The organism is Paraclostridium sordellii (genome assembly GCF_000953675.1).
Lineage (GTDB): Bacteria > Bacillota > Clostridia > Peptostreptococcales > Peptostreptococcaceae > Paraclostridium > Paraclostridium sordellii.
The window spans coordinates 494,878-514,185 of the sequence record NZ_LN679998.1 but is presented as its reverse complement, the minus strand read 5'-3'; the positions used below and the strand labels follow the sequence as shown (position 1 = coordinate 514,185).

Genomic DNA, 19,308 nt, shown 5'->3' with positions numbered 1-19,308 from the left:
AAGTTTTTAGGATAACAATTTACTAATTATTTATTAAAGCAAATTAATATTATCGCTTATAATTCGAAATTTTCTAATGATTTAATATTTTAAAATAATTTAAGTATTAAATATCACTTTGCAAGAAAAAAATTTAGTATTTTTGCTTTCTATTTAAAAATTAAAAATGTATGTAATTTTAAATATAACGTGTATAAAATTACATACATTTTTATATTTAAATATACTAATTATATAGATTTATTATTTACTACTTAAATAATAAATCTATATAGGTAACGTTTTCTTCATATTGTGAATCTTTATTTAATAAATGTTCATATTTTTATAATAACCATTTTAAATTTTTCTAGTTACTTAATGCAAGTTAATTTCTCTATTCAATCAATTTTTTCTATGGATATAAATAAAATAAATTGTTTAAAATAAATTTTCATAAAAAAATAAGTGTATTGTTTAAACAATACACTTATTTTTTAACTATCTAATTTTAATACAGACATAAATGCTTTCTGAGGAACCTCAACAGATCCTATTTGTCTCATACGTTTCTTACCTTCTTTTTGTTTTTCAAGAAGTTTCTTCTTACGAGATATATCTCCACCATAACACTTAGCAAGTACGTCTTTTCTAAGTGCACTTATAGTTTCTCTAGCAACTACCTTATTACCAACTGCTGCTTGTATAGGTACAGCAAATTGATGTCTTGGTATTTCACCCTTTAATTTCTCACACATTGACTTACCTCTTGAGTAAGCTTTACTTTCATGAACTATAAAGCTTAGTGCGTCAACTTGTTCTTTATTTATTAAAATATCTAATTTTACAAGTTTAGAAGGAACATATCCTTTTAACTCATAATCTAGTGATCCATATCCTCTTGTTCTAGACTTTAGGGCATCAAAGAAGTCATAAACAACTTCATTTAATGGAAGATCATAGTGAAGCATAACTCTTTTTTCATCTATGTATTCCATATTTATCATGTCCCCACGTCTTTCTTGGCATAGTTCCATAACAGTACCTACATAATCTTTTGGAACTATTATATCTCCTTTTACCATAGGCTCTTCTATAATATCTATTTCATCACGTTCTGGTAAGTTAGCAGGATTTTGTACCATAACAACTTCTCCGTCAGTTTTTGTTACTCTGTATATAACAGATGGAGCTGTAGTTATTATGTTTAGATCAAATTCTCTTTCTAATCTTTCTTGGATTATCTCCATATGTAATAGTCCTAAGAATCCACATCTAAATCCAAATCCAAGAGCTGCTGAACTTTCAGCTTCAAACTCAAGTGCTGCATCATTAACTTGAAGTTTTTCTAATGCATCTCTTACGTTTTCGTACTTTTCTCCTTCACCTGGATATATACCACAGTAAACCATTGGAGTTGCTTTTTTATACCCTGGCATAGGTTCATCAGTTGGATTATCAGCATCAGTTATTGTATCACCGACACAACAACTTCTTATATCTTTTATACTAGCTGCAATATAACCAACATCTCCAGCAGCTAATTCGTCTAACTCTCTTTGCCCCGGAGCCATAACACCAACTTCAGTTACTTCAAACTTTTTATTAGTGTTCATCATTTTTATAGTCATACCTTTTTTAACTGTACCTTCAAATACTCTTACATAAGCTACAACACCCTTATAAGCATCATAATATGAATCAAATATTAATGCTTTTAATGGAGCTTCTGTATCTCCTTTTGGAGCAGGTACATTCTTAACTATATCTTCTAGTACATCTTCTATATTTAATCCACTTTTAGCTGATATAAGTGGAGCTTCACTTGCATCAAGTCCTATTATATCCTCTATTTCCGCTTTTATTTCATCCGGTCTTGCACTCGGTAAATCTATTTTATTTATTACTGGTAATATTTCTAAGTCTTGATCTAGTGCTAAGTAAACATTAGCTAAAGTTTGTGCTTCAACACCTTGGGCTGCATCAACTACAAGTAACGCACCTTCACAAGCTGCTAAACTTCTTGAAACCTCATAGTTAAAGTCTACGTGTCCTGGAGTATCTATTAAGTTTAAGAAATACTCTTGTCCATCCTTAGCCTTATAAACTAATCTTATATTTTGAAGCTTTATAGTGATTCCTCTTTCTCTTTCAAGATCCATATTATCAAGTAATTGATCTTTCATTTCTCTTTCACTAACAAGTCCTGTATATTGAATTAATCTATCTGCTAAGGTAGACTTACCATGGTCTATATGTGCTATTATACTAAAATTTCTCGTTCTACTTTGTTTGTTGTCCACCTTTTTCTCCTCCTTTTATTATTATCATAACTTTTATTTTATAATATATCCCCAATTATGTAAATATTGATACAGCAATTTAAATTTCTATTATTTAAAATAATATTAGGGTTATCAAAATGATAACCCTAACTTATCTTAAATTATTAAGTTTACTTAGTTTTTCTTCTATATCTTTATAACTTTCAAATATAGACTTACCTATGTTCTTCACAAACACTTCTATATTATATGTGTTTATCTCTCCCATCATAAGAGTTGCTTCTTTATCTATTAAAAATGTACTTATACTAAGTATACATATCATCATACACAGAAATAGAAGTCTATAGACAGCTCTTCTTGCTCTTTTTTTATTTTTTTCTTCTTGTTTTCTCTCTATTCGACTCATTGTATAGACCTATGCGCCCTTTTGTTTAAAGAACTCATCTAAAACTTCTGCTATATATTTCGTAGAAGCTTTAGCTTCTTCTATAGTGTTCATTTGTCCACCTACTTCTATTAAAAGAGGTTTATTAGATTTAAATTGATTGTATCTTCCATTGTCTTTTGTTACTACTGGCCTTGTTATACCTGGATATTTACTTTCAGCAAATGCAGTAATTTCCTGAGCTAGCTTTAAGTTTTGAGCATAGTTTTCACTCTTTTTACCTACAACAAACATAAATTTAGCTACATTTTCACCATTTATATTGGCTGTACAAGTATCGTGAAAATTCTTTTCTGCTTCTTTACTATCGAGTTTTCTACCATCTCTATGTAAATCTATTATCATATCTATGCTACTATATTTTGCTTGCATAGTTTCTATAGTCTTTAAACTTCTCCCATAAGCTCCAACAAACTCTGGTAAATCATGATATGTAGTATTATGAACTACCGATCTTCCTCTTTTGCTTAGCTCTTTTGTCAATGTTGCTCCTACTTCTAAAGTAGAGTTTGCTTTATCGTCTGAATGATAGTTACCTGCTGGGCTATTTGCATAAGTTTCCCCACCATGCGTATGATATATAAGAATATTAGGTTGTTCTTTTGTAACTAATACATTATCTACATATTTTCCATTTGTAACAGCCACTTCATTAGAACTTTCTTCTGTTGGTAAATTTTCTTCTCCAACGTACATCTTTACAAATTCATCTTCTTTTTTACTTGATTTTTTATCTTCTTTGCTTTCTTTTTTATTTTCTTCTTCTTTTTCTTTGTTTTCCTCATCTTTTGGTTGTTCTAATTTTGTTTCTGGATAACTAGTATTTATAAGAAAGTTTAATAGTTTTTCATCTTCTAAAGCATACGAGGTTTTTATACAAATAGTAAATACAACGGATGTTATAAGTCCAATACTTATAATTTTTTTTGATATCATACTTTATCCTCCTTAATTTAGTGTTCTCCCTGGATGAAGCGATCTATTTAATCCTTCACTTATGATGATTGATAGATTTTCTATTGTGTCATCTATATCTTTTGGAGTAACTATTAGATTTTTATCATATGGTTCTAGTGAATCTTTTATAAGATGGTATTTTTCATCTTCTTTCAATTGTTTTAGCATGTTATAAAATCCTTCACTTTCCTTTGATTGTTCCATTAAATTATCAATAGCAAGATCTAATACATCGCTAGTTAATGTAGCTGCATCAACTACAGTTGGAACTCCAATTGCAATTACATCTACTCCTAAATATTCTTTGTTTAAAGCTTTTCTCTTATTTCCAACTCCACCTCCTGGAGATATTCCAGCCGTTGAAATTTGTATTGTAGAGTTTACCCTCTCCATTTTTCTTGAGGCTAGTGCATCTATTGCTATTACTCTATCTGGATTTGTAGCTTCTACTATTGCCTTTACAATTTCACTTGTTTCAATTCCTGTAATTCCCATAACCCCTGGACTAAGTCCTGAAACCTCTGTAAAATCATCATCATAATCTTTATTATAATTTTTAAATATATGTCTAGTTACTAAGGTTTTAGATACTGTTTTAGGCCCTAGTGCATCAGATGTTATATTCCAGTTACCAAGCCCTATAACTAAAGTTTTTTTCGTCTTGTCATTTCCAAGTATTGATATAAGCTCATCTTTTAAGTAGCTTATAACTTGTTCCCTTGATTCATCATCATCATATTTCATAAGTTTACTTTCTATAGTAGTATAAGTTCCTATTCCCTTATTCATAATTTGGGCACCTTGTTCATCTAAAACTTCTACTTTAGTTACAATACAATCTTGTAGTTCTTTTGTATCTATTTTAACTCCAGGAATATTACTAGCATCATTTCCTTGTTCATATATTTCTCTAGCTTCTAGCGCTAAATCTGTTCTTAAACTTATCATAAAACTTCCTCCAATTTAAAAGTTTAAATTAAATCATACTAAAGATTGTTAACAAATTTTATAATTTTATAACCAAATAAAGTTAATTTAAAATTTTTTAGAATAATTAATTTCGTGGTTGTAAAATATCTTGATATAGGTTATAATCTAAAAAGTCAAATGGAAAGATATTAAAAAGTTAATAATAATTATCCTTGATTTTTAGATTTATTTCTGTTAAAATCTAATATGTTGACGATGAATAATATAAACTACTCACGAGGGGGTGAACCGGATGGCAAACATAAAATCAGCAAAGAAAAGAATAAAAGTTATCGAAAAGAAAACTGCTTTAAATAGAGCTAGAAAATCTCAAATAAAAACTGCTATAAGAAAGTTTGAAGAAGCTGTTACTGCAGGAAACAGAGAAGAGGCTGTTGCTAGATTCCAATACGCTCAAAAGAGAATATCTCAAGTAGCTTCTAAAGGAACTATACACAAAAACGCTGCAGCTAGAAAAGTTGCTAAATTAGCTCAAAAATTAAACGGAATGAACGCTTAATTATCCGTTTAGATATAGATATTGACCCTTGATTTTATCAAGGGTCTTTTCTTTTGTGTATTTTCATTTCATTATAAATATAAAAAGGACTGTAAAACTTTACAGTCCTTTTATTGGCAGTACTTGCTTACTAGTATTTCTAATGCAAGAGTATCTCTCATCAACCCATTTTTTATTTTAAAATCACTTTCTAATATAAAATTTAGCATATCTACTACAACTTCATCTGAAAATAGTCTTCCTTGTTTTAGTGCTTTAGTAATTACAAAAGGATGTGCTCCAACTTTTTCTGCTATTACCTTAGAAGAATATCCTTGTACTTGAAGTTGTCTTGCTTGCATAACAAGTTTAAATTGTTTTGAAACCATAGCAAATATACCAAGTACTGATTCACCTTCTAAAATCATATCTGTAACTATTTTCATAGCATGTAAAGAATTTTTATTTCCTATCTCATCTATTAATTTGAATATATCATTTTCTACTTTTTTCTGAGATAGTTTATCTATAACCTCTTTAGTTATGTTGTTTCCTGTTCCTACAAAAGAACTTATTTTATTTATCTCATTCTCTAAATCAGATAAGGTCTTTTCACTGTTTTTATCCCTATATCCTTCTTGTTCTATAAAATACATTACTTCTGAATCATTTATAACAACTTCTTTTTGCTTAAATTTATTTTTAACCCACTTAAAAAGATCCATATCACTTAATTTATCACAGTGATTTACTAATCCAACCTTGTTTATTTTCTTAACTAAGCTCTTTCTCTTATCTACATCTCCATATACTATAAAAACAATTACAGTAGTGCTTGGTATTTTATCTAAATAATCTATAAGTTCAGATTCATCACTATCAGAAAAATTCTTTTTCTTTCCTTTTAAAAGTTCAAAGTCTTTTATTATTAAAATTTTTCGCTCATCCATAAATGGTAACGTCTCTGCATTGCTTAAAACTTGATCTAGTGTTAACTCTTTTCCATCAAGGATATCTAAGTTAAAATCAATCATACTTTCATTTAAACTTTTTTTACAAGTTTTAATTACATTTTCCAATAGATAAAATTCTCTTCCATAGAAAAGATATACACTTTTAAATTCGTTGTTGTTCATGCTTTTGATGATATCCTTGTAATTCATTCTCTTGCTCCTTTATCGTCTTTATTTCTTTATATATCATATATATTCCTACCAAAATGTAGTACGTAATTACAAATAATTTGTTAACTTCGTCAAATTCTATATAGCTAAATTTCAAATTATATAGCATTTCTAAAGTTTGGTTTATAAAATCTATTATAAGGCTGTTTATTATAACCATAATTTTTGACAATGTCAAACTTATCGGTAATATTATAGCACTTAAAATACTTATATATATAATTATACTCAAAAAAGGCACTACGACTATATTACTAATAATACTAATTAATGATATATTCTTGAAATATAAATATATCATGGGTAATGTAAGTATATTTGCTGATATAGTAAGTGCAATTAATTTAATTTTAATCTTAGAATTTATATAACCATAGAAATATATTATAGACAATGTTGCTAAAAAAGACAATTGAAAACTCATATTATAGATTATATATGGGTTATTTATTAATAAAATTGTACCTATAAAAGATAAACTAGATATACCATCTGGCCTTTTAAAAATAAATATTCCCATATAAGATATTAAACTATAATAAATAGCCCTTACTATGGATGGTGACTGACCTACCATGATACTATAAACACACAAAATTATAGAAATTAATATGAGCTTATAAAAACTATTTATTCCTCCAATGCTATATCCAATTATCGTTATCAAAATACTTACATGAAGTCCAGACAAAGCTAAAATGTGACTTACCCCTGTTTTTGAAAATATTTCTTTTGTTTCTTTATCTATATTCTCTTTTTCTCCTATTAGTATAGAATTTATAAACTTTGATTTATCTTTATATAAATATTTTATAGACTTACTTATTCTTTCTTTAAATTTAAATATATTAGAATAAATTACATTTTTATTTAATATCCTATATGATTTTATATCTATAGTTCCTTCATATCCATTACTTTTTAAGTATCTTCCATAATTAAAATCTTCAAACTTTAATTCTTTATAGTATTTAATTTTTCCACTTACTTCTACTATATCCCCTGGTTTTATATTTATTTTTTTAGAATAATCATTTATTACATAATCACTTATATAATATTGATTATATTTTTCTTTTCTTACTTTATTTTTTACAAGTCCTTCTATCTTTATAAACTGATTCTTTTCACTATGTTTGTTAATTTCCATATTAGATATAAAAAAACTCATAAATAAAATTATAATAAATATTATTAATAATGGCCTTCTCATGTCCAACTCCTAATTATTAGTTTTCTAGAGTATGCACATATATACTTTTTTAAATCCATAATAAAAAGTATAGAATAAATTTTTATCCTATACTCTTATTTATATTATTTGATATTTATTTTTCCATCTATTATTTCTTGTTTTTTATTTTCAACAAAATTCAAAACTTCTTTAGATACATTTTTTGATGTAGAAGGCGCTATTCCTACTGCATTTTCTTTCAATCCATAAACAACTACTTTTCCACCTTCAAAGCTCCCACCTTTGATTTTAGATATGATGTCAAATACCCCTATATCAACTCTTTTCATAGCCGAGGTTATTACATTGTTAGGAGCTAAACTATTTTGGTCCATATCTACTCCTATAGCATATTTATTATTTTCTTTGGCTGATTCAATAGCTCCAGTTCCAACTCCACCAGCTGCTGAAAAAATTATATCGACACCTTTTGAATACATTTGATTCGCTATAGACTTTCCTAAACTTGAATCGTCAAATGAGTTCGCATATTGAGATACCAGTTTTATATCAGAATTTACAGATTTTATTCCTGCTTCAAAGCCTTCTTCAAATCTAGTTATATTCGGTATCTTCATACCTCCTATGAATCCTACCTTGTTACCATTGCTCATTTTAGCTGCTATTAACCCTACTAAATAAGAAGCTTCTTTTTCATCAAAAGTAACGCTTATCATATTTTTAGGTATTTCTTGTCCTTCTTCTTTATAATTGTGGTCAATTATCACAAATTTTCTATCCGGATACATTTTAGCTGCATTTAACATAGATTCTGCTGTTGTATATCCAACTCCTATTATTAAATCAACATCTTTATCTATAAATGTTTCTATATTAGGAACATAATCCGAATCTTGATTTGACTCTAAATATATACCATCTATACCTAGATCTTTCTTAGCCTTTTCTAACCCCTCTAATGAAGATTGATTAAAGCTTTGATCATTAGCTCCTCCTTCACCTAGTACAATTCCTACTGAAAAATCTTCTTCTTTACTTTTTTCATTCTTTTCTTCTTTTTTTTCAACCGAGCTACAACCAACTACGAATAGTAAAACTGCTGAAATTAAAAAAATTCCTTTTAAGTACTTAGTAATATTCCCCATAATACCCCCTTAAGATAATTTGACTTCAAAATTATTTTAACAGGTGTCTTTACACATGTAAATATATTTATTTTTAAAATTCTCTATAAAAATATCGTAAGCAACAATTACTTACGATATTTTTTATTAAACATATTCATTTATATAGTTGTTTGATTTATTAAAAATACCACTCAATAAATCAATAGCTTTTTTATTTTTTTTATTTTTCTCTATATTATTTAAAAATAATACTTGATCTAATGTTATATAAGAAAAAGCCAACTGACTAATATTATTTATACTTAAGGTTATATCAGCTCTTTCACTAGTTGCCTGAGCACTAACTTTATTGTCTTCAACTTTTAATTTAAATACTTTATTATTTTGTTCAATTTGATTGTCTACAACTCCTATATAAGCTTCATCTAAATTGTTACACTTTATTTTTAAACTATCTATAAATCCTTGTATATTTATAATTCTACCCATCATAAATGGATTTATGTTAACTTCGCTAGTCTTTAAATTAGGCAAAATATATCTTATACTATCGGTTATAGATGATCTAATCGTAACTTTTTTACACTGTGTATTATGGTTAAATATAAATTTCAAAATAGAATTTAAAGCATTTATATTTTTATAACATATTTCTCTGACAAACATAGTATCTTCCATTATAAAGTATATTATATAACCATCATAATTTTCATCTTTATGTATATACATATGTCCATTTTCACATTTAATTTCTTTAAATAAGTTGTTATAATAATTTTCATCTCTGACTACATATCCATTATTTTTAATTAAAAAATTATTATAAATATTAATCATATCTTGTATATGTTTATCCTTAACTTTTTCAAAATCACCATTTATTTTAAATTGTTTTAAATCATTTATATCTACTTTATACTCTATTTGATCATAGCAATGTTCATATCCATATTTTCTATAAAGCCTGTAATCTATAGGCATAAGCAGTGAAACCAATTGCCCTTTTTTATAAAGTTCATTTAGTGAAAACTCCATCATATCTTTCATATATCCTTTTCCTCTAGCATTTGGATATGTTGATACACCTACTATATATGAAGTATCATATGTATTGTTATTTAATTTTATTTTATATTGATTTAATTGAAGAGATGACATTAAATCACCATCTTCTTCAATTAGTATTGTATTTTTAGATTTGTATTTATTATTAAAATAATAATCAACAAAAGCTTCTTCGTCACCAAAACAGTAGTTCCATATATCTTTTATATTCTCTAAATCTCCATCTTTAGCATATCTTATATCCATACTATGCCTCCGTAACAGTATATTTTTCTACAAACTTACATGGATGATATGAAAGTTTTGCTTTTCTAAGCCCCTCTAATCCTAAATCTTCTTCTCTATTTACAAGCTCTACATCTGGAAACTCATTCACCAAAAATTGTTGATTTATATATGGATATAATCCTCTTATTTCTGGATTAGCCTTTTCTATGTGTATTACGGCCATATGTTCATTTATTTTTTCACCTATAGTGAATGCTTCTAATTTATTATCTATATAAATTCCTGATATTTTAACATCTTCTCTTAAAACATCATAATGATCAAATATTTTCTTTATAGCAACAAACTCATCATCTATTCCTTCTTCTTTATCTCCATTTTCTTCCTTGTTAACAGTCCAAGCTTTTAAAAGAGTTATACAATCATCAAAATTTTCTTTATCAAGTTTTTTATATTCAAATCTTCCTTCATACTCCTTGATAAAGTAATTTAAATGATTTCTTTTTTTCTGGTTTTTTCTTCCCTTTAAAGTTCTTAAACTTTCAGCATCATAAACATAATCAAAATAATCTCTTTCTTCTATATATTCAAATCTTCCCGGATAATCTTTTTGTAAAAGTTCAACCACTTCTTTCGTAACAGCTCTTAAATATATTCTATGATCTTCATTTTTAAAGTAATTTATCATAAAAGCTATTGCTTTATGAATTTTATCTTTTTTAGCAAGTGGTAATACAGAGAATCTATCCCCCTCATATTCACCAACTATTATAGCAAAATCATCTTCTATATAATAACTAGTTTTATACATATCCCTCCACATATATAAGGTCGTAAAACAATATTCACATGCTTCGTAATCTACAGAATTAAAAAACGGTCTTAATTCCTTATACGAATCTATATCAATCTCTTTAAAAATCATAACTAACTCTCCTTTTGATACTTTTTATATATTACATTTTTCATCTTAATTAATCATCTTTAAATATTTTGAATTAACTTTCAAATAATAGTCTAAAATATTAAATAATTTATTATACTCTTTAATATTGTCTTTAAATAGTCAATATAAACAGGTAATGATTGGAGTGAAAAATGAAAAAAATCACGTTTTTAATATTTATTATAATAACACTTTTAGTAGGTTGTGGCAAAAAAGATCTATTATCTATTCATATTATAGATGTAGGTCAAGGTGATAGTATTTTAATACAAACACCAAAAAACACAAATATATTAGTAGATGGCGGTAATGAAGATAGTTCTCTTATTATAAGTAAATTTATTAAAGCTAAAAAGGCAAAGAACTTAGATTTAGTAATAGCTACACATCCAGATACTGATCATATAGGAAGTTTAGATAATGTAATAAACAAGTTTAAAGTTTCAAAACTTTACCTTCCAAATAAAAATACTAATAATGATTCTTACTATAATTTAATACAAGCTTGTAATAAGAAAAACATAAAACCTCAATACTTATCTAAAGGTGATATCATAAATTTAGAGGATAATTTAAAATTAACCATTCTAAATCCTTCTTATACCCACGAAGATAGCAACTCAAACTCTATAGTTTTTAAATTAGACTACAAAAATAAATCATTTTTATTTACTGGAGATGCTACAAAAGAAAATGAAATTGAAATGATAAACAATTTTAATCTAAATGATATAGATTTTTTAAAAGTAGCTCATCACGGAAGTAAAAACTCCTCGACTGAAGAATTTTTAAAATCAACAACTCCAGATGTAGCTGCAATATCTTGTGGATATGACAACGCATATGGACATCCTCATAAAGACACATTATTAAGATTAGCCCAAATTAATACAAAAGTCTATAGAACTGACAAACAAGGTCATATATCTTTTTATAGCGACGGAAATACAATAACTACAACTTCTCCTCCAGATTAATTCAAAAAATTAAATAAAAAGCATCTTCTAAAACTAGCTCGATGATAAAGTATATCTTTTCACTTTGCTATACTATTAGAGATGCTTTTTTGTTTATTTTATTAAATCGTTAACTACTACCGAAGCTATAGTAAGTCCTCCAACTGAAGGCACAAAAGATATACTTCCAGGAGTTACTTTTTTCCCATTCATTATCTTTTCTTTTAGCTCAACTGGTTGTTCTGTTGAATAAACCACTTTTAATTTTTTTATCTTTCTATCTCTTAGCTCTTTTCTCATAACTTTAGCAAGTGGGCACATTTGAGTTTTATAAATATCTGTAACAACAATCTTAGTAGGGTCTAATTTATTACCCATACCCATTGAACTTACAATCTTTAAATTTTTCTTAACGCAACTTTCTATTAAATGTATTTTAGATGTAACCATATCTATTGCATCTATAACGTAATCATAGTCTTCACATAAAAGTTCATCACTATTTTTTGCACTATACTTAGCCACAATAGCCTTTATATCTATATCTGGATTTATATCTAATATTCTTTCTTTCATAACATCAACTTTATTTCTTCCAATAGTTGAATGTAGTGCCGGTAGTTGTCTATTTATGTTAGTTATATCAACATCATCAAAATCAACTATAGTCATCTTTCCAACTCCAGCTCTAGCTATAGCCTCAGCTGCAAAGCTTCCTACTCCTCCTACTCCAAATACTATAACATTTGAGTTTTTTAACTTTTCTAATCCTTCTTGTCCTATTATAAGACTCGTTCTCGTTTTAAAGTTTTTCTCCATAATGACTGTTTCTCCTTATGTAATTTTTTTTATCTATAAGAATATAATTTAATATTAGTTTATAGATAGGGGTGATGCTTTGAATAAATTAATAAATTTTCTATTTTATATTCTAATTGTAAATATAATTGTTTCTTTCTTATTAATAGTAGATATAAATTCCTATAATGGAAACATCGAAGAATCCTCTATATTGGAAGCCATATCTAGTAATGGTAATGATAATTATAATTTAATTGTTCAAATTTTAAAAGATACTCATAAAGAAGATTTTATAAAATATATAGATTATATGCAACTTGAAATACATAAAACTATTGAAAATGATTCAAATAACTTTACGGCCTTTACTATAACATTACCTCAAAATAAATGTTTTATAGCCTTTTACAAAAAAAATAAAGATTCTACATACTCTTTTGATTGTATAGTGGATAATTTAGAAAAAGTTGATAATTTTTATTTTTATAAAGATTTCCTAGTTATTGAACAAAATTTAGAAAATAAGGACAATTATTTAAACCATAAAAAATTTATAGAAATTTTTTATAAAGATAAATTTACATATGAATCAAAATTAAAAAAAGATTTATATATAGAATTAGAAAATTTTGAAAGTGATAATAAAAACACATTATCTGCAACAATGGATTTTTTAGATGATATTCCGCCTAAAATTCTTTATGTATGCACTACATCAAATTACAATAGTGATTTACCAAAAGAAGTTTCAAAAGAATTGTACATTTGGGATGATAGTTTAAATCAATTTATAATAAATAAAAATAATAACCTTATAAAATAAAAAAGTAACTTCAAATTTGAAGTTACTTTTTATTTACTGGCGGGAGTGCGTGGGAATCGAACCCACCCAAGAAGCTCTTAACTCCTCATACTAGTTTTGAAGACTAGAGGGCACACCAGCACCCATCCACCCCCATGGGGTGTTTTCTCACTTGCATATTTATAATATCATAGCAAAAAAATTTTTTCAACTATTTTTAGCAAACATTTTCATATTTTTACTTTAAATTTTAAGTTATGCCTCAAAAATATTTTATCCCAAAATTTTTGCCACCTACTCACTATAAAATTATTAATATATAATAGCTTATGGATTTATCCATAAGCTATTATATATTAGGTATCTGCCAATCTATAGGTGTTTTTCCAAGACTAATTAGAATTTTATTAATTTTTGAAAATGGCTTAGACCCAAAAAAACCTCTACTTGCTGATAATGGACTTGGATGAGCAGATTCAATAATATAATGTTTCTGAGTATCAATTAGCTTTTTCTTGCTTCTTGCATTGTTTCCCCAAAGAACAAATATAACTGGATCGTGTCTTTCATTTAATAGTTTTATTATGTTATCAGTAAAAACTTCCCATCCTTTACCCTTATGAGAATTAGCTTCATGTGCTCTAACTGTAAGAGCTGTATTTAGTAAAAGTACTCCTTGTTCAGTCCATGGTACTAAAAATCCATTATTAGGTATGAAACATCCATACTCTGAATTTAATTCCTTATACATATTAAGTAAAGATGGAGGTGTCTTAACTCCAGGTTTTACTGAAAAAGCAAGTCCATGAGCTTGATTTTCTCCATGATAAGGATCTTGACCTAATATCAAGACTTTAGTATCTTTGTATGAAGTATATTTTAATGCATTAAAAATATCATACATATTTGGATATATAATCTTTGTACTATATTCATTTTTCAAGAACTCTCTTAACTCTAAGTAATAAGGCTTTTCAAATTCTCCTTTTAACAATTCATCCCAATCATTTCCTATATTAATCATATAATCACCTTCTCTTAATTCGATATTACATCTATATCATTTTTTTCATTACTAACTATCTTTATACTAACCTTATTAGGTATACAAACTATATTTTTGTTTGATTTTTTTATAAATCCAGTTTTTACACATACTTTATCTGGACACGAAGCATCTTCAATTTCAACTCCTCCATCATGTACTTTAACTTTATTGTAGCCACTTTTAGTTTTTATAGTTAATTCCTCACTTTTGTTAAGAGGAACCTCTTTATAAACTTTATTATCTACATATATAACAACTTTATCACCTTTATTATTTTTAAAGTGATTAAAAGTAAAGAATAAGCCTACAACTATAGCAATAACTAAAATAAGAAAAAAATCGTTTTTCTTCATTTTTCTCCTCCTAGCATATATAATATAATTAAATATATCATAAATATAAAGGGGACACACCATGAAAAATAAAAAACTTAAATTTTCTATAGCTATTATAGCTTTAATAGTTATATCTACCTTTTTCATAATTAATAGAAAAATAAATACATATTCTAAAACTATGTACTATCTCGGTACTGTAAACGAAGTAACCTTATATACTAAATTAGATGAAAAAAAAGCAAATAAAGTATTATCTAAATGCGAAGATATAGTAAAAGATGTAGACAATAAAATGAATCCATCTACAGTATCTAGCGATATCTCTAAAATTAATAAAAATGCAGGTAAATCTTTTACGAAAGTTTCAAAAGATACATTCAATGTAATCAAAACTTCACTTCATTTTTCAGATTTATCTCACGGAAGTTTCGATGTATCTATAGGTTCATTAGTTCAATTATGGAATATAGGAAATGATAAAGCAAGGGTTCCTTCTCAAGAAGAAATTAATTCAGTTTTACCTACAATAAACTATAAAAATATATTGTTAGATGAAAAAAATAATAGTGTTATGTTAAAACATAAAGGATCAAAAATAGATTTAGGTGGTATTGCAAAGGGATATGCCGCTGATAAAGTTATATCATATCTAGAAACTCAAAAACTAGAAGGTGCAATAGTAAATCTTGGCGGTAATATCTATACATTAGGAACAAAAGATGCTAAAAATAAGTTTAATATTGGAATTCAAGACCCAACAAAATCTAGAGGTAATTCAATAGGAAGCTTAGCTACAACAAATAATTCAATAGTTACATCTGGAATATACGAAAGATATATAGAAAAAGACGGAAAAATATATCATCATATTCTAAGCCCTAAAACAGGCTATCCTGTAGAAAATGAACTTAGCAGTGTAACAATAATTTCAAATAACTCAATGAATTGCGATGCACTTTCAACAACAGCTTTTTCACTTGGTACAAAAGAAGGTCTTAAGTTGATAGAGTCTCTTCCTAATACAGAAGCTATTTTTATTACTAAGAATAAAGAAATATATTTAACTCCAGGGTTAAAAGATTCTTTTAAACTTATAGACTCAAACTTTACTATAAAAAATTAAAAATAAAGAGGTGTATAGATATCTATACACCTTTTTTCTAATTAAAATAATACTCTTTTGTTTTCTATTCTCTTTGTTATTTTATTTCTATCAAAATCTTCAAGGATTATCATACAATTTTTTCTACTTGAGTTAACTAGATCTCTATAATCTCCTAAAGTTATTTCTTTATTTTCCTCTAGATATTTAATTAATCTAGATTTAGCATCTTCATAAATTTTAGAAGACATTATATAATTATCTTCAAGTCTTAAAACTGTATTTCCTAATAAGGATTCTAAAACTTCTTCATATTCTTTTTTATTATTTGTTATATCTTCAATAGTTAAGATATTATTAAGCCCCGAATTTAATAATGTTTTTTCAATTTCATCTTTTATTTTTAATTGTTTTTCATTTAATACTACATTAAAGTCTTTTAATGATACTGTATTTCCATCTACTTTTATAAGTTCATCATTTGTAAACATATCTAATAAAATATCAAACTCTCTTGTTTTAAACTTACTTTCTATTTTAGACCTTACTTCTTCTTTTAACATACCTTTTCTAAGTCTAAATTTCTTATGGTATGTATTAAGTTCCTCTTCTGTATTTTCCTTTAGTTTATTATATTGATTTCTGTGCATGTACATATTATTAATACATACAACTTTACCTTCTTCTACAAGCTTTTCTAAGGCTTTCTTTATATTCTCTTCACTTTCTCCACTATAACTCATTATTTCTTTAATATTTGGATAGCTTCTAGAATTATTTTTAAGGTAAGCTTCTAATATATCTGTAAGTTCACCTTTTTCTTTTATTTTTAAAGCATCTATAACAGTTTGATCAAATCTCTTATGTTTTCTTGGATTAGTATCTATTACTATTCCTCCACCTATAGTTTCCATAGGCGAATATCTTCTAACAACAAATTTATCACCTTTTTTAGCAACTATACTCTCTTCTAGTCTAAGTTGCACTAGCCCACTTTCTCCAGGCTTTATTTCTTCCACTTCTAAAGGAACTGCTCTACAAAGAATCTCTCTTGTCCCATGATAAAGTCTCAATCTATCCCAATGCTTAAGCCCTTGATTTGTGTGTTTTACTATACTTAGTCTAACATCTATCATCATAGCTTCTTCTAAAGAATGTGCAGATGCTAACACATCACCTCTTTGAATCTCTTCAACTTTTACATTAGATATATTTATAGCTGTTCTTTGGCCTGCATATGCAGTCTCTACACTTTCTCCATGGACTTGTATACTTCTTATCTTTGTTTTAAGTTCTTTTGGATATACTACTAAATCATCATCTATACTTATCTTACCTTCTATCAAAGTACCTGTTACAACAGTTCCAAATCCTTTTATAGAAAATACCCTATCAATATTAAGTCTTGCTGGAGCTTCTAAATTTTTATCTTCTATTTCATCAGTCATTTTATCTATCTTATTTATAAGTTCATTCATACCACGCTTTGATATAGAATCAACTTCTATTATTTCAGCATCTTCTAGAAAAGTTCCTTGAATTTTTTCACGTATATCATCTTTCACTAACTCTCTAAATTCTTCATCTACTGTATCACTTTTAGTTAATACAATCATACCATTTTTAATATTTAAAAATGTTAATATATCCATGTGCTCTACAGTCTGTGGCATAACCCCTTCATCAGCTGCTACAACTAGTAAAACCATATCTAAACCTGATGCCCCTGCAAGCATATTTTTTATAAATTTTTCATGCCCTGGTACATCAACTATACCTGCTCTTTTATTGCTCGGTAGATCAAAATAAGTAAATCCTAGATTTATAGAAATACCTCTTTTCTTTTCTTCAGCTAATGTATCAGTTTCTCTCCCTGTAAGAGCTTTTATAAGAGTTGTTTTTCCATGGTCTATATGTCCTGCTGTACCTATTATTACGTTTTTCATATTTACCCTCCTATTAAAGCTTTTTCTAATTCTTCCTTAATTATTTCAAACTCATCTTCAAATATAGTTCTAGCATCTAATACGTACTTATCATCATATACCCTAGCTATTATATGAGCATCCCCTAATCTCAACTTTTTCTCTAACATGGCTACATTAATTTCATTTGGAGTTATGGTAATTACCTTAGAGTCTATTAACTCTAAAGGCATAGATCCCCCTCCAACTTGAGATGATCCATTTGCTATTTTTATATCTGCATATTTATTTAAGTACTCTATCTTTGAGTATAGTTTATTTGCTTTTTCCTCTAATTCTTTCATTGAATAAGTTAACATTTTTAGTGTAGGAATTTCTTTTCTTGCCTTTTCTTCATCTAAATACATTCTTAGTGTAGCTTCTAGAGCACATATAGTAAGCTTATCTACTCTTAAGGCTCTTGTGAGTTGATTTTTCTTCATTTTTTCAATATATTCTTTTTTACCAACTATAATCCCAGCTTGTGGTCCTCCAAGCATTTTATCTCCACTAAAAGTAACTATATCTGCACCTTTATTTATAGAATCTAGTACTGTAGGCTCATAGCTAAGACCATATTTTGAAACATCTAAAAATACACCACTACCTAAGTCTTCTATAACCGGTAAGTCATACTTTTTCCCAAGTTCACATAACTCATCAACTTCTACACTTTGTGTAAATCCAAGTATTCTATAGTTGCTTGTATGAACTTTCATTAATACTTTCGTTTCTTCATTTATAGATTCTTCATAATCTTTTAAATGAGTTTTATTAGTAGAACCTACTTCTACTAAATCGGCTCCACTTAATGACATTATACTTGGTATTCTAAAAGACCCTCCAACTTCAACTAGTTCACCTCTTGATACTATAGCTTCTCCACCTTTTGCCATAGTACTTAAAACTAATAGTACAGCTGCTGCATTATTGTTAACAACTAAAACATCTTCAGCCCCTGTTAATCTTTTTATAGTTTCTGTAAGATGTGTATATCTAGAACCTCTCTGACCTTTATCTATATCATATTCTAAGTTAGAGTATCTAGATGCAGCTTCCCAAAGCTCTTCCTTTATACTCTCACTTAAAAGTGAACGCCCTAAATTTGTATGTAGTACTGTACCTGTTCCATTTATAACTTTTTTTAGAGATAATGAATATTTTATATTACATTTATTTATAACATTTAATACTATTTTCTCTATTGATATCTCAAATTTATCAAAATCACATTGATTTAGGTCAACTATTTCTCTTCGCTTTTCTTCTATAGCTTCTCTTATAGCTTCAAGTAAAATATTTCTTGGATATTCATTTAAAGCATCTATTATTTTTTCTTGATTTAACACTTCATCTACTGACGGTAATTGAGCAAATAATTCTCTTTTGTTCATTAAAGCCACACTCCCCCTATA

At 27.2% G+C, this 19,308-nt stretch carries 18 protein-coding genes and 1 tRNA gene; 4 read left to right on the top strand and 15 right to left on the bottom strand.

The window, feature by feature from the left end:
• Nucleotides 1-476: 476 nt before the first annotated feature.
• The 4 genes from lepA to gpr form a co-directional block, all read right to left on the bottom strand.
• Nucleotides 477-2,282: a translation elongation factor 4 gene (gene lepA / locus ATCC9714_RS02475; protein ID WP_021129039.1), complete on the bottom strand. Its 1,806-nt coding sequence runs from the start codon at nucleotides 2,280-2,282 to the stop codon at nucleotides 477-479.
• A gap of 133 nt (nucleotides 2,283-2,415) precedes the next feature.
• Complete coding sequence (locus tag ATCC9714_RS02470; RefSeq protein ID WP_057544381.1) at nucleotides 2,416-2,673, bottom strand: hypothetical protein; 258 nt, start codon at nucleotides 2,671-2,673, stop codon at nucleotides 2,416-2,418.
• A 9-nt stretch (nucleotides 2,674-2,682) separates the two neighbouring features.
• The gene (spoIIP, locus tag ATCC9714_RS02465) at nucleotides 2,683-3,648 is read right to left on the bottom strand and encodes a stage II sporulation protein P (RefSeq protein WP_021129041.1); all 966 of its coding nucleotides are present in this window, start codon (nucleotides 3,646-3,648) and stop codon (nucleotides 2,683-2,685) included.
• Between the two features lie 12 nt (nucleotides 3,649-3,660).
• Complete coding sequence (gene gpr, locus ATCC9714_RS02460; protein WP_057544380.1) at nucleotides 3,661-4,617, bottom strand: GPR endopeptidase; 957 nt, start codon at nucleotides 4,615-4,617, stop codon at nucleotides 3,661-3,663.
• 274 nt (nucleotides 4,618-4,891) lie between these two features.
• Between gpr and rpsT the strand changes: the two genes are divergently transcribed.
• Nucleotides 4,892-5,158 carry a 30S ribosomal protein S20 gene (gene rpsT, locus ATCC9714_RS02455; protein ID WP_021124926.1) on the top strand — a complete coding sequence of 89 codons (267 nt, stop codon included), beginning with the start codon at nucleotides 4,892-4,894 and terminating at the stop codon, nucleotides 5,156-5,158.
• 110 nt (nucleotides 5,159-5,268) lie between these two features.
• On the opposite strand, the gene holA is transcribed toward rpsT, so the two are convergent.
• The 5 genes from holA to ATCC9714_RS02430 all read right to left on the bottom strand — a co-directional run bounded on the left by holA (nucleotide 5,269) and on the right by ATCC9714_RS02430 (nucleotide 10,861).
• Nucleotides 5,269-6,300, bottom strand: coding sequence for a DNA polymerase III subunit delta (gene holA / locus ATCC9714_RS02450; protein ID WP_057544379.1), 1,032 nt, complete (start codon nucleotides 6,298-6,300; stop codon nucleotides 5,269-5,271).
• The gene (locus ATCC9714_RS02445) at nucleotides 6,254-7,534 is read right to left on the bottom strand and encodes a ComEC/Rec2 family competence protein (RefSeq protein WP_057544378.1); all 1,281 of its coding nucleotides are present in this window, start codon (nucleotides 7,532-7,534) and stop codon (nucleotides 6,254-6,256) included. Before ATCC9714_RS02445 ends, holA begins: the two co-directional genes overlap by 47 nt.
• Nucleotides 7,535-7,638: 104 nt before the next feature.
• Nucleotides 7,639-8,661, bottom strand: coding sequence for a BMP family lipoprotein (locus tag ATCC9714_RS02440; RefSeq protein WP_057544377.1), 1,023 nt, complete (start codon nucleotides 8,659-8,661; stop codon nucleotides 7,639-7,641).
• 126 nt (nucleotides 8,662-8,787) lie between these two features.
• Nucleotides 8,788-9,954: a GNAT family N-acetyltransferase gene (locus ATCC9714_RS02435; RefSeq protein ID WP_057544376.1), complete on the bottom strand. Its 1,167-nt coding sequence runs from the start codon at nucleotides 9,952-9,954 to the stop codon at nucleotides 8,788-8,790.
• 1 nt (nucleotide 9,955) lies between these two features.
• The gene (locus ATCC9714_RS02430; protein ID WP_057544375.1) at nucleotides 9,956-10,861 is read right to left on the bottom strand and encodes a DUF2156 domain-containing protein; all 906 of its coding nucleotides are present in this window, start codon (nucleotides 10,859-10,861) and stop codon (nucleotides 9,956-9,958) included.
• Between the two features lie 173 nt (nucleotides 10,862-11,034).
• On the opposite strand from ATCC9714_RS02430, the gene ATCC9714_RS02425 reads away from it, so the two are divergent.
• On the top strand, nucleotides 11,035-11,859 hold the full coding sequence (locus ATCC9714_RS02425; protein ID WP_055338496.1) for a ComEC/Rec2 family competence protein: 825 nt from the start codon (nucleotides 11,035-11,037) through the stop codon (nucleotides 11,857-11,859).
• Between the two features lie 93 nt (nucleotides 11,860-11,952).
• On the opposite strand, the gene ATCC9714_RS02420 is transcribed toward ATCC9714_RS02425, so the two are convergent.
• Nucleotides 11,953-12,657, bottom strand: a complete 705-nt coding sequence (locus ATCC9714_RS02420; protein ID WP_021129050.1) for a tRNA threonylcarbamoyladenosine dehydratase — start codon at nucleotides 12,655-12,657, stop codon at nucleotides 11,953-11,955.
• Between the two features lie 79 nt (nucleotides 12,658-12,736).
• Here ATCC9714_RS02420 and ATCC9714_RS02415 point away from each other — a divergent pair, with 79 nt between their 5' ends.
• Nucleotides 12,737-13,462 (top strand): hypothetical protein, encoded by a 726-nt coding sequence (locus tag ATCC9714_RS02415; RefSeq protein ID WP_057544374.1) that lies wholly within the window; start codon nucleotides 12,737-12,739, stop codon nucleotides 13,460-13,462.
• Nucleotides 13,463-13,499: 37 nt separating this feature from the next.
• Here ATCC9714_RS02415 and ATCC9714_RS02410 read toward each other — a convergent pair.
• The 3 genes from ATCC9714_RS02410 to ATCC9714_RS02400 form a co-directional block, all read right to left on the bottom strand.
• A tRNA-Sec gene (locus ATCC9714_RS02410) sits at nucleotides 13,500-13,596 on the bottom strand.
• A gap of 194 nt (nucleotides 13,597-13,790) precedes the next feature.
• Nucleotides 13,791-14,465: a uracil-DNA glycosylase gene (locus ATCC9714_RS02405; protein WP_021124944.1), complete on the bottom strand. Its 675-nt coding sequence runs from the start codon at nucleotides 14,463-14,465 to the stop codon at nucleotides 13,791-13,793.
• A 14-nt stretch (nucleotides 14,466-14,479) separates the two neighbouring features.
• Nucleotides 14,480-14,842: a NusG domain II-containing protein gene (locus ATCC9714_RS02400; protein WP_057544373.1), complete on the bottom strand. Its 363-nt coding sequence runs from the start codon at nucleotides 14,840-14,842 to the stop codon at nucleotides 14,480-14,482.
• Between the two features lie 61 nt (nucleotides 14,843-14,903).
• Between ATCC9714_RS02400 and ATCC9714_RS02395 the strand changes: the two genes are divergently transcribed.
• Nucleotides 14,904-15,950 (top strand): FAD:protein FMN transferase, encoded by a 1,047-nt coding sequence (locus ATCC9714_RS02395; protein WP_057544372.1) that lies wholly within the window; start codon nucleotides 14,904-14,906, stop codon nucleotides 15,948-15,950.
• 41 nt (nucleotides 15,951-15,991) lie between these two features.
• Here ATCC9714_RS02395 and selB read toward each other — a convergent pair whose 3' ends face one another.
• Together selB and selA are read right to left on the bottom strand one after the other, a co-directional pair.
• Nucleotides 15,992-17,875 (bottom strand): selenocysteine-specific translation elongation factor, encoded by a 1,884-nt coding sequence (gene selB / locus ATCC9714_RS02390; protein ID WP_057544371.1) that lies wholly within the window; start codon nucleotides 17,873-17,875, stop codon nucleotides 15,992-15,994.
• Between the two features lie 2 nt (nucleotides 17,876-17,877).
• Nucleotides 17,878-19,287, bottom strand: coding sequence for an L-seryl-tRNA(Sec) selenium transferase (gene selA, locus ATCC9714_RS02385; RefSeq protein ID WP_057544370.1), 1,410 nt, complete (start codon nucleotides 19,285-19,287; stop codon nucleotides 17,878-17,880).
• Nucleotides 19,288-19,308: the final 21 nt, after the last annotated feature.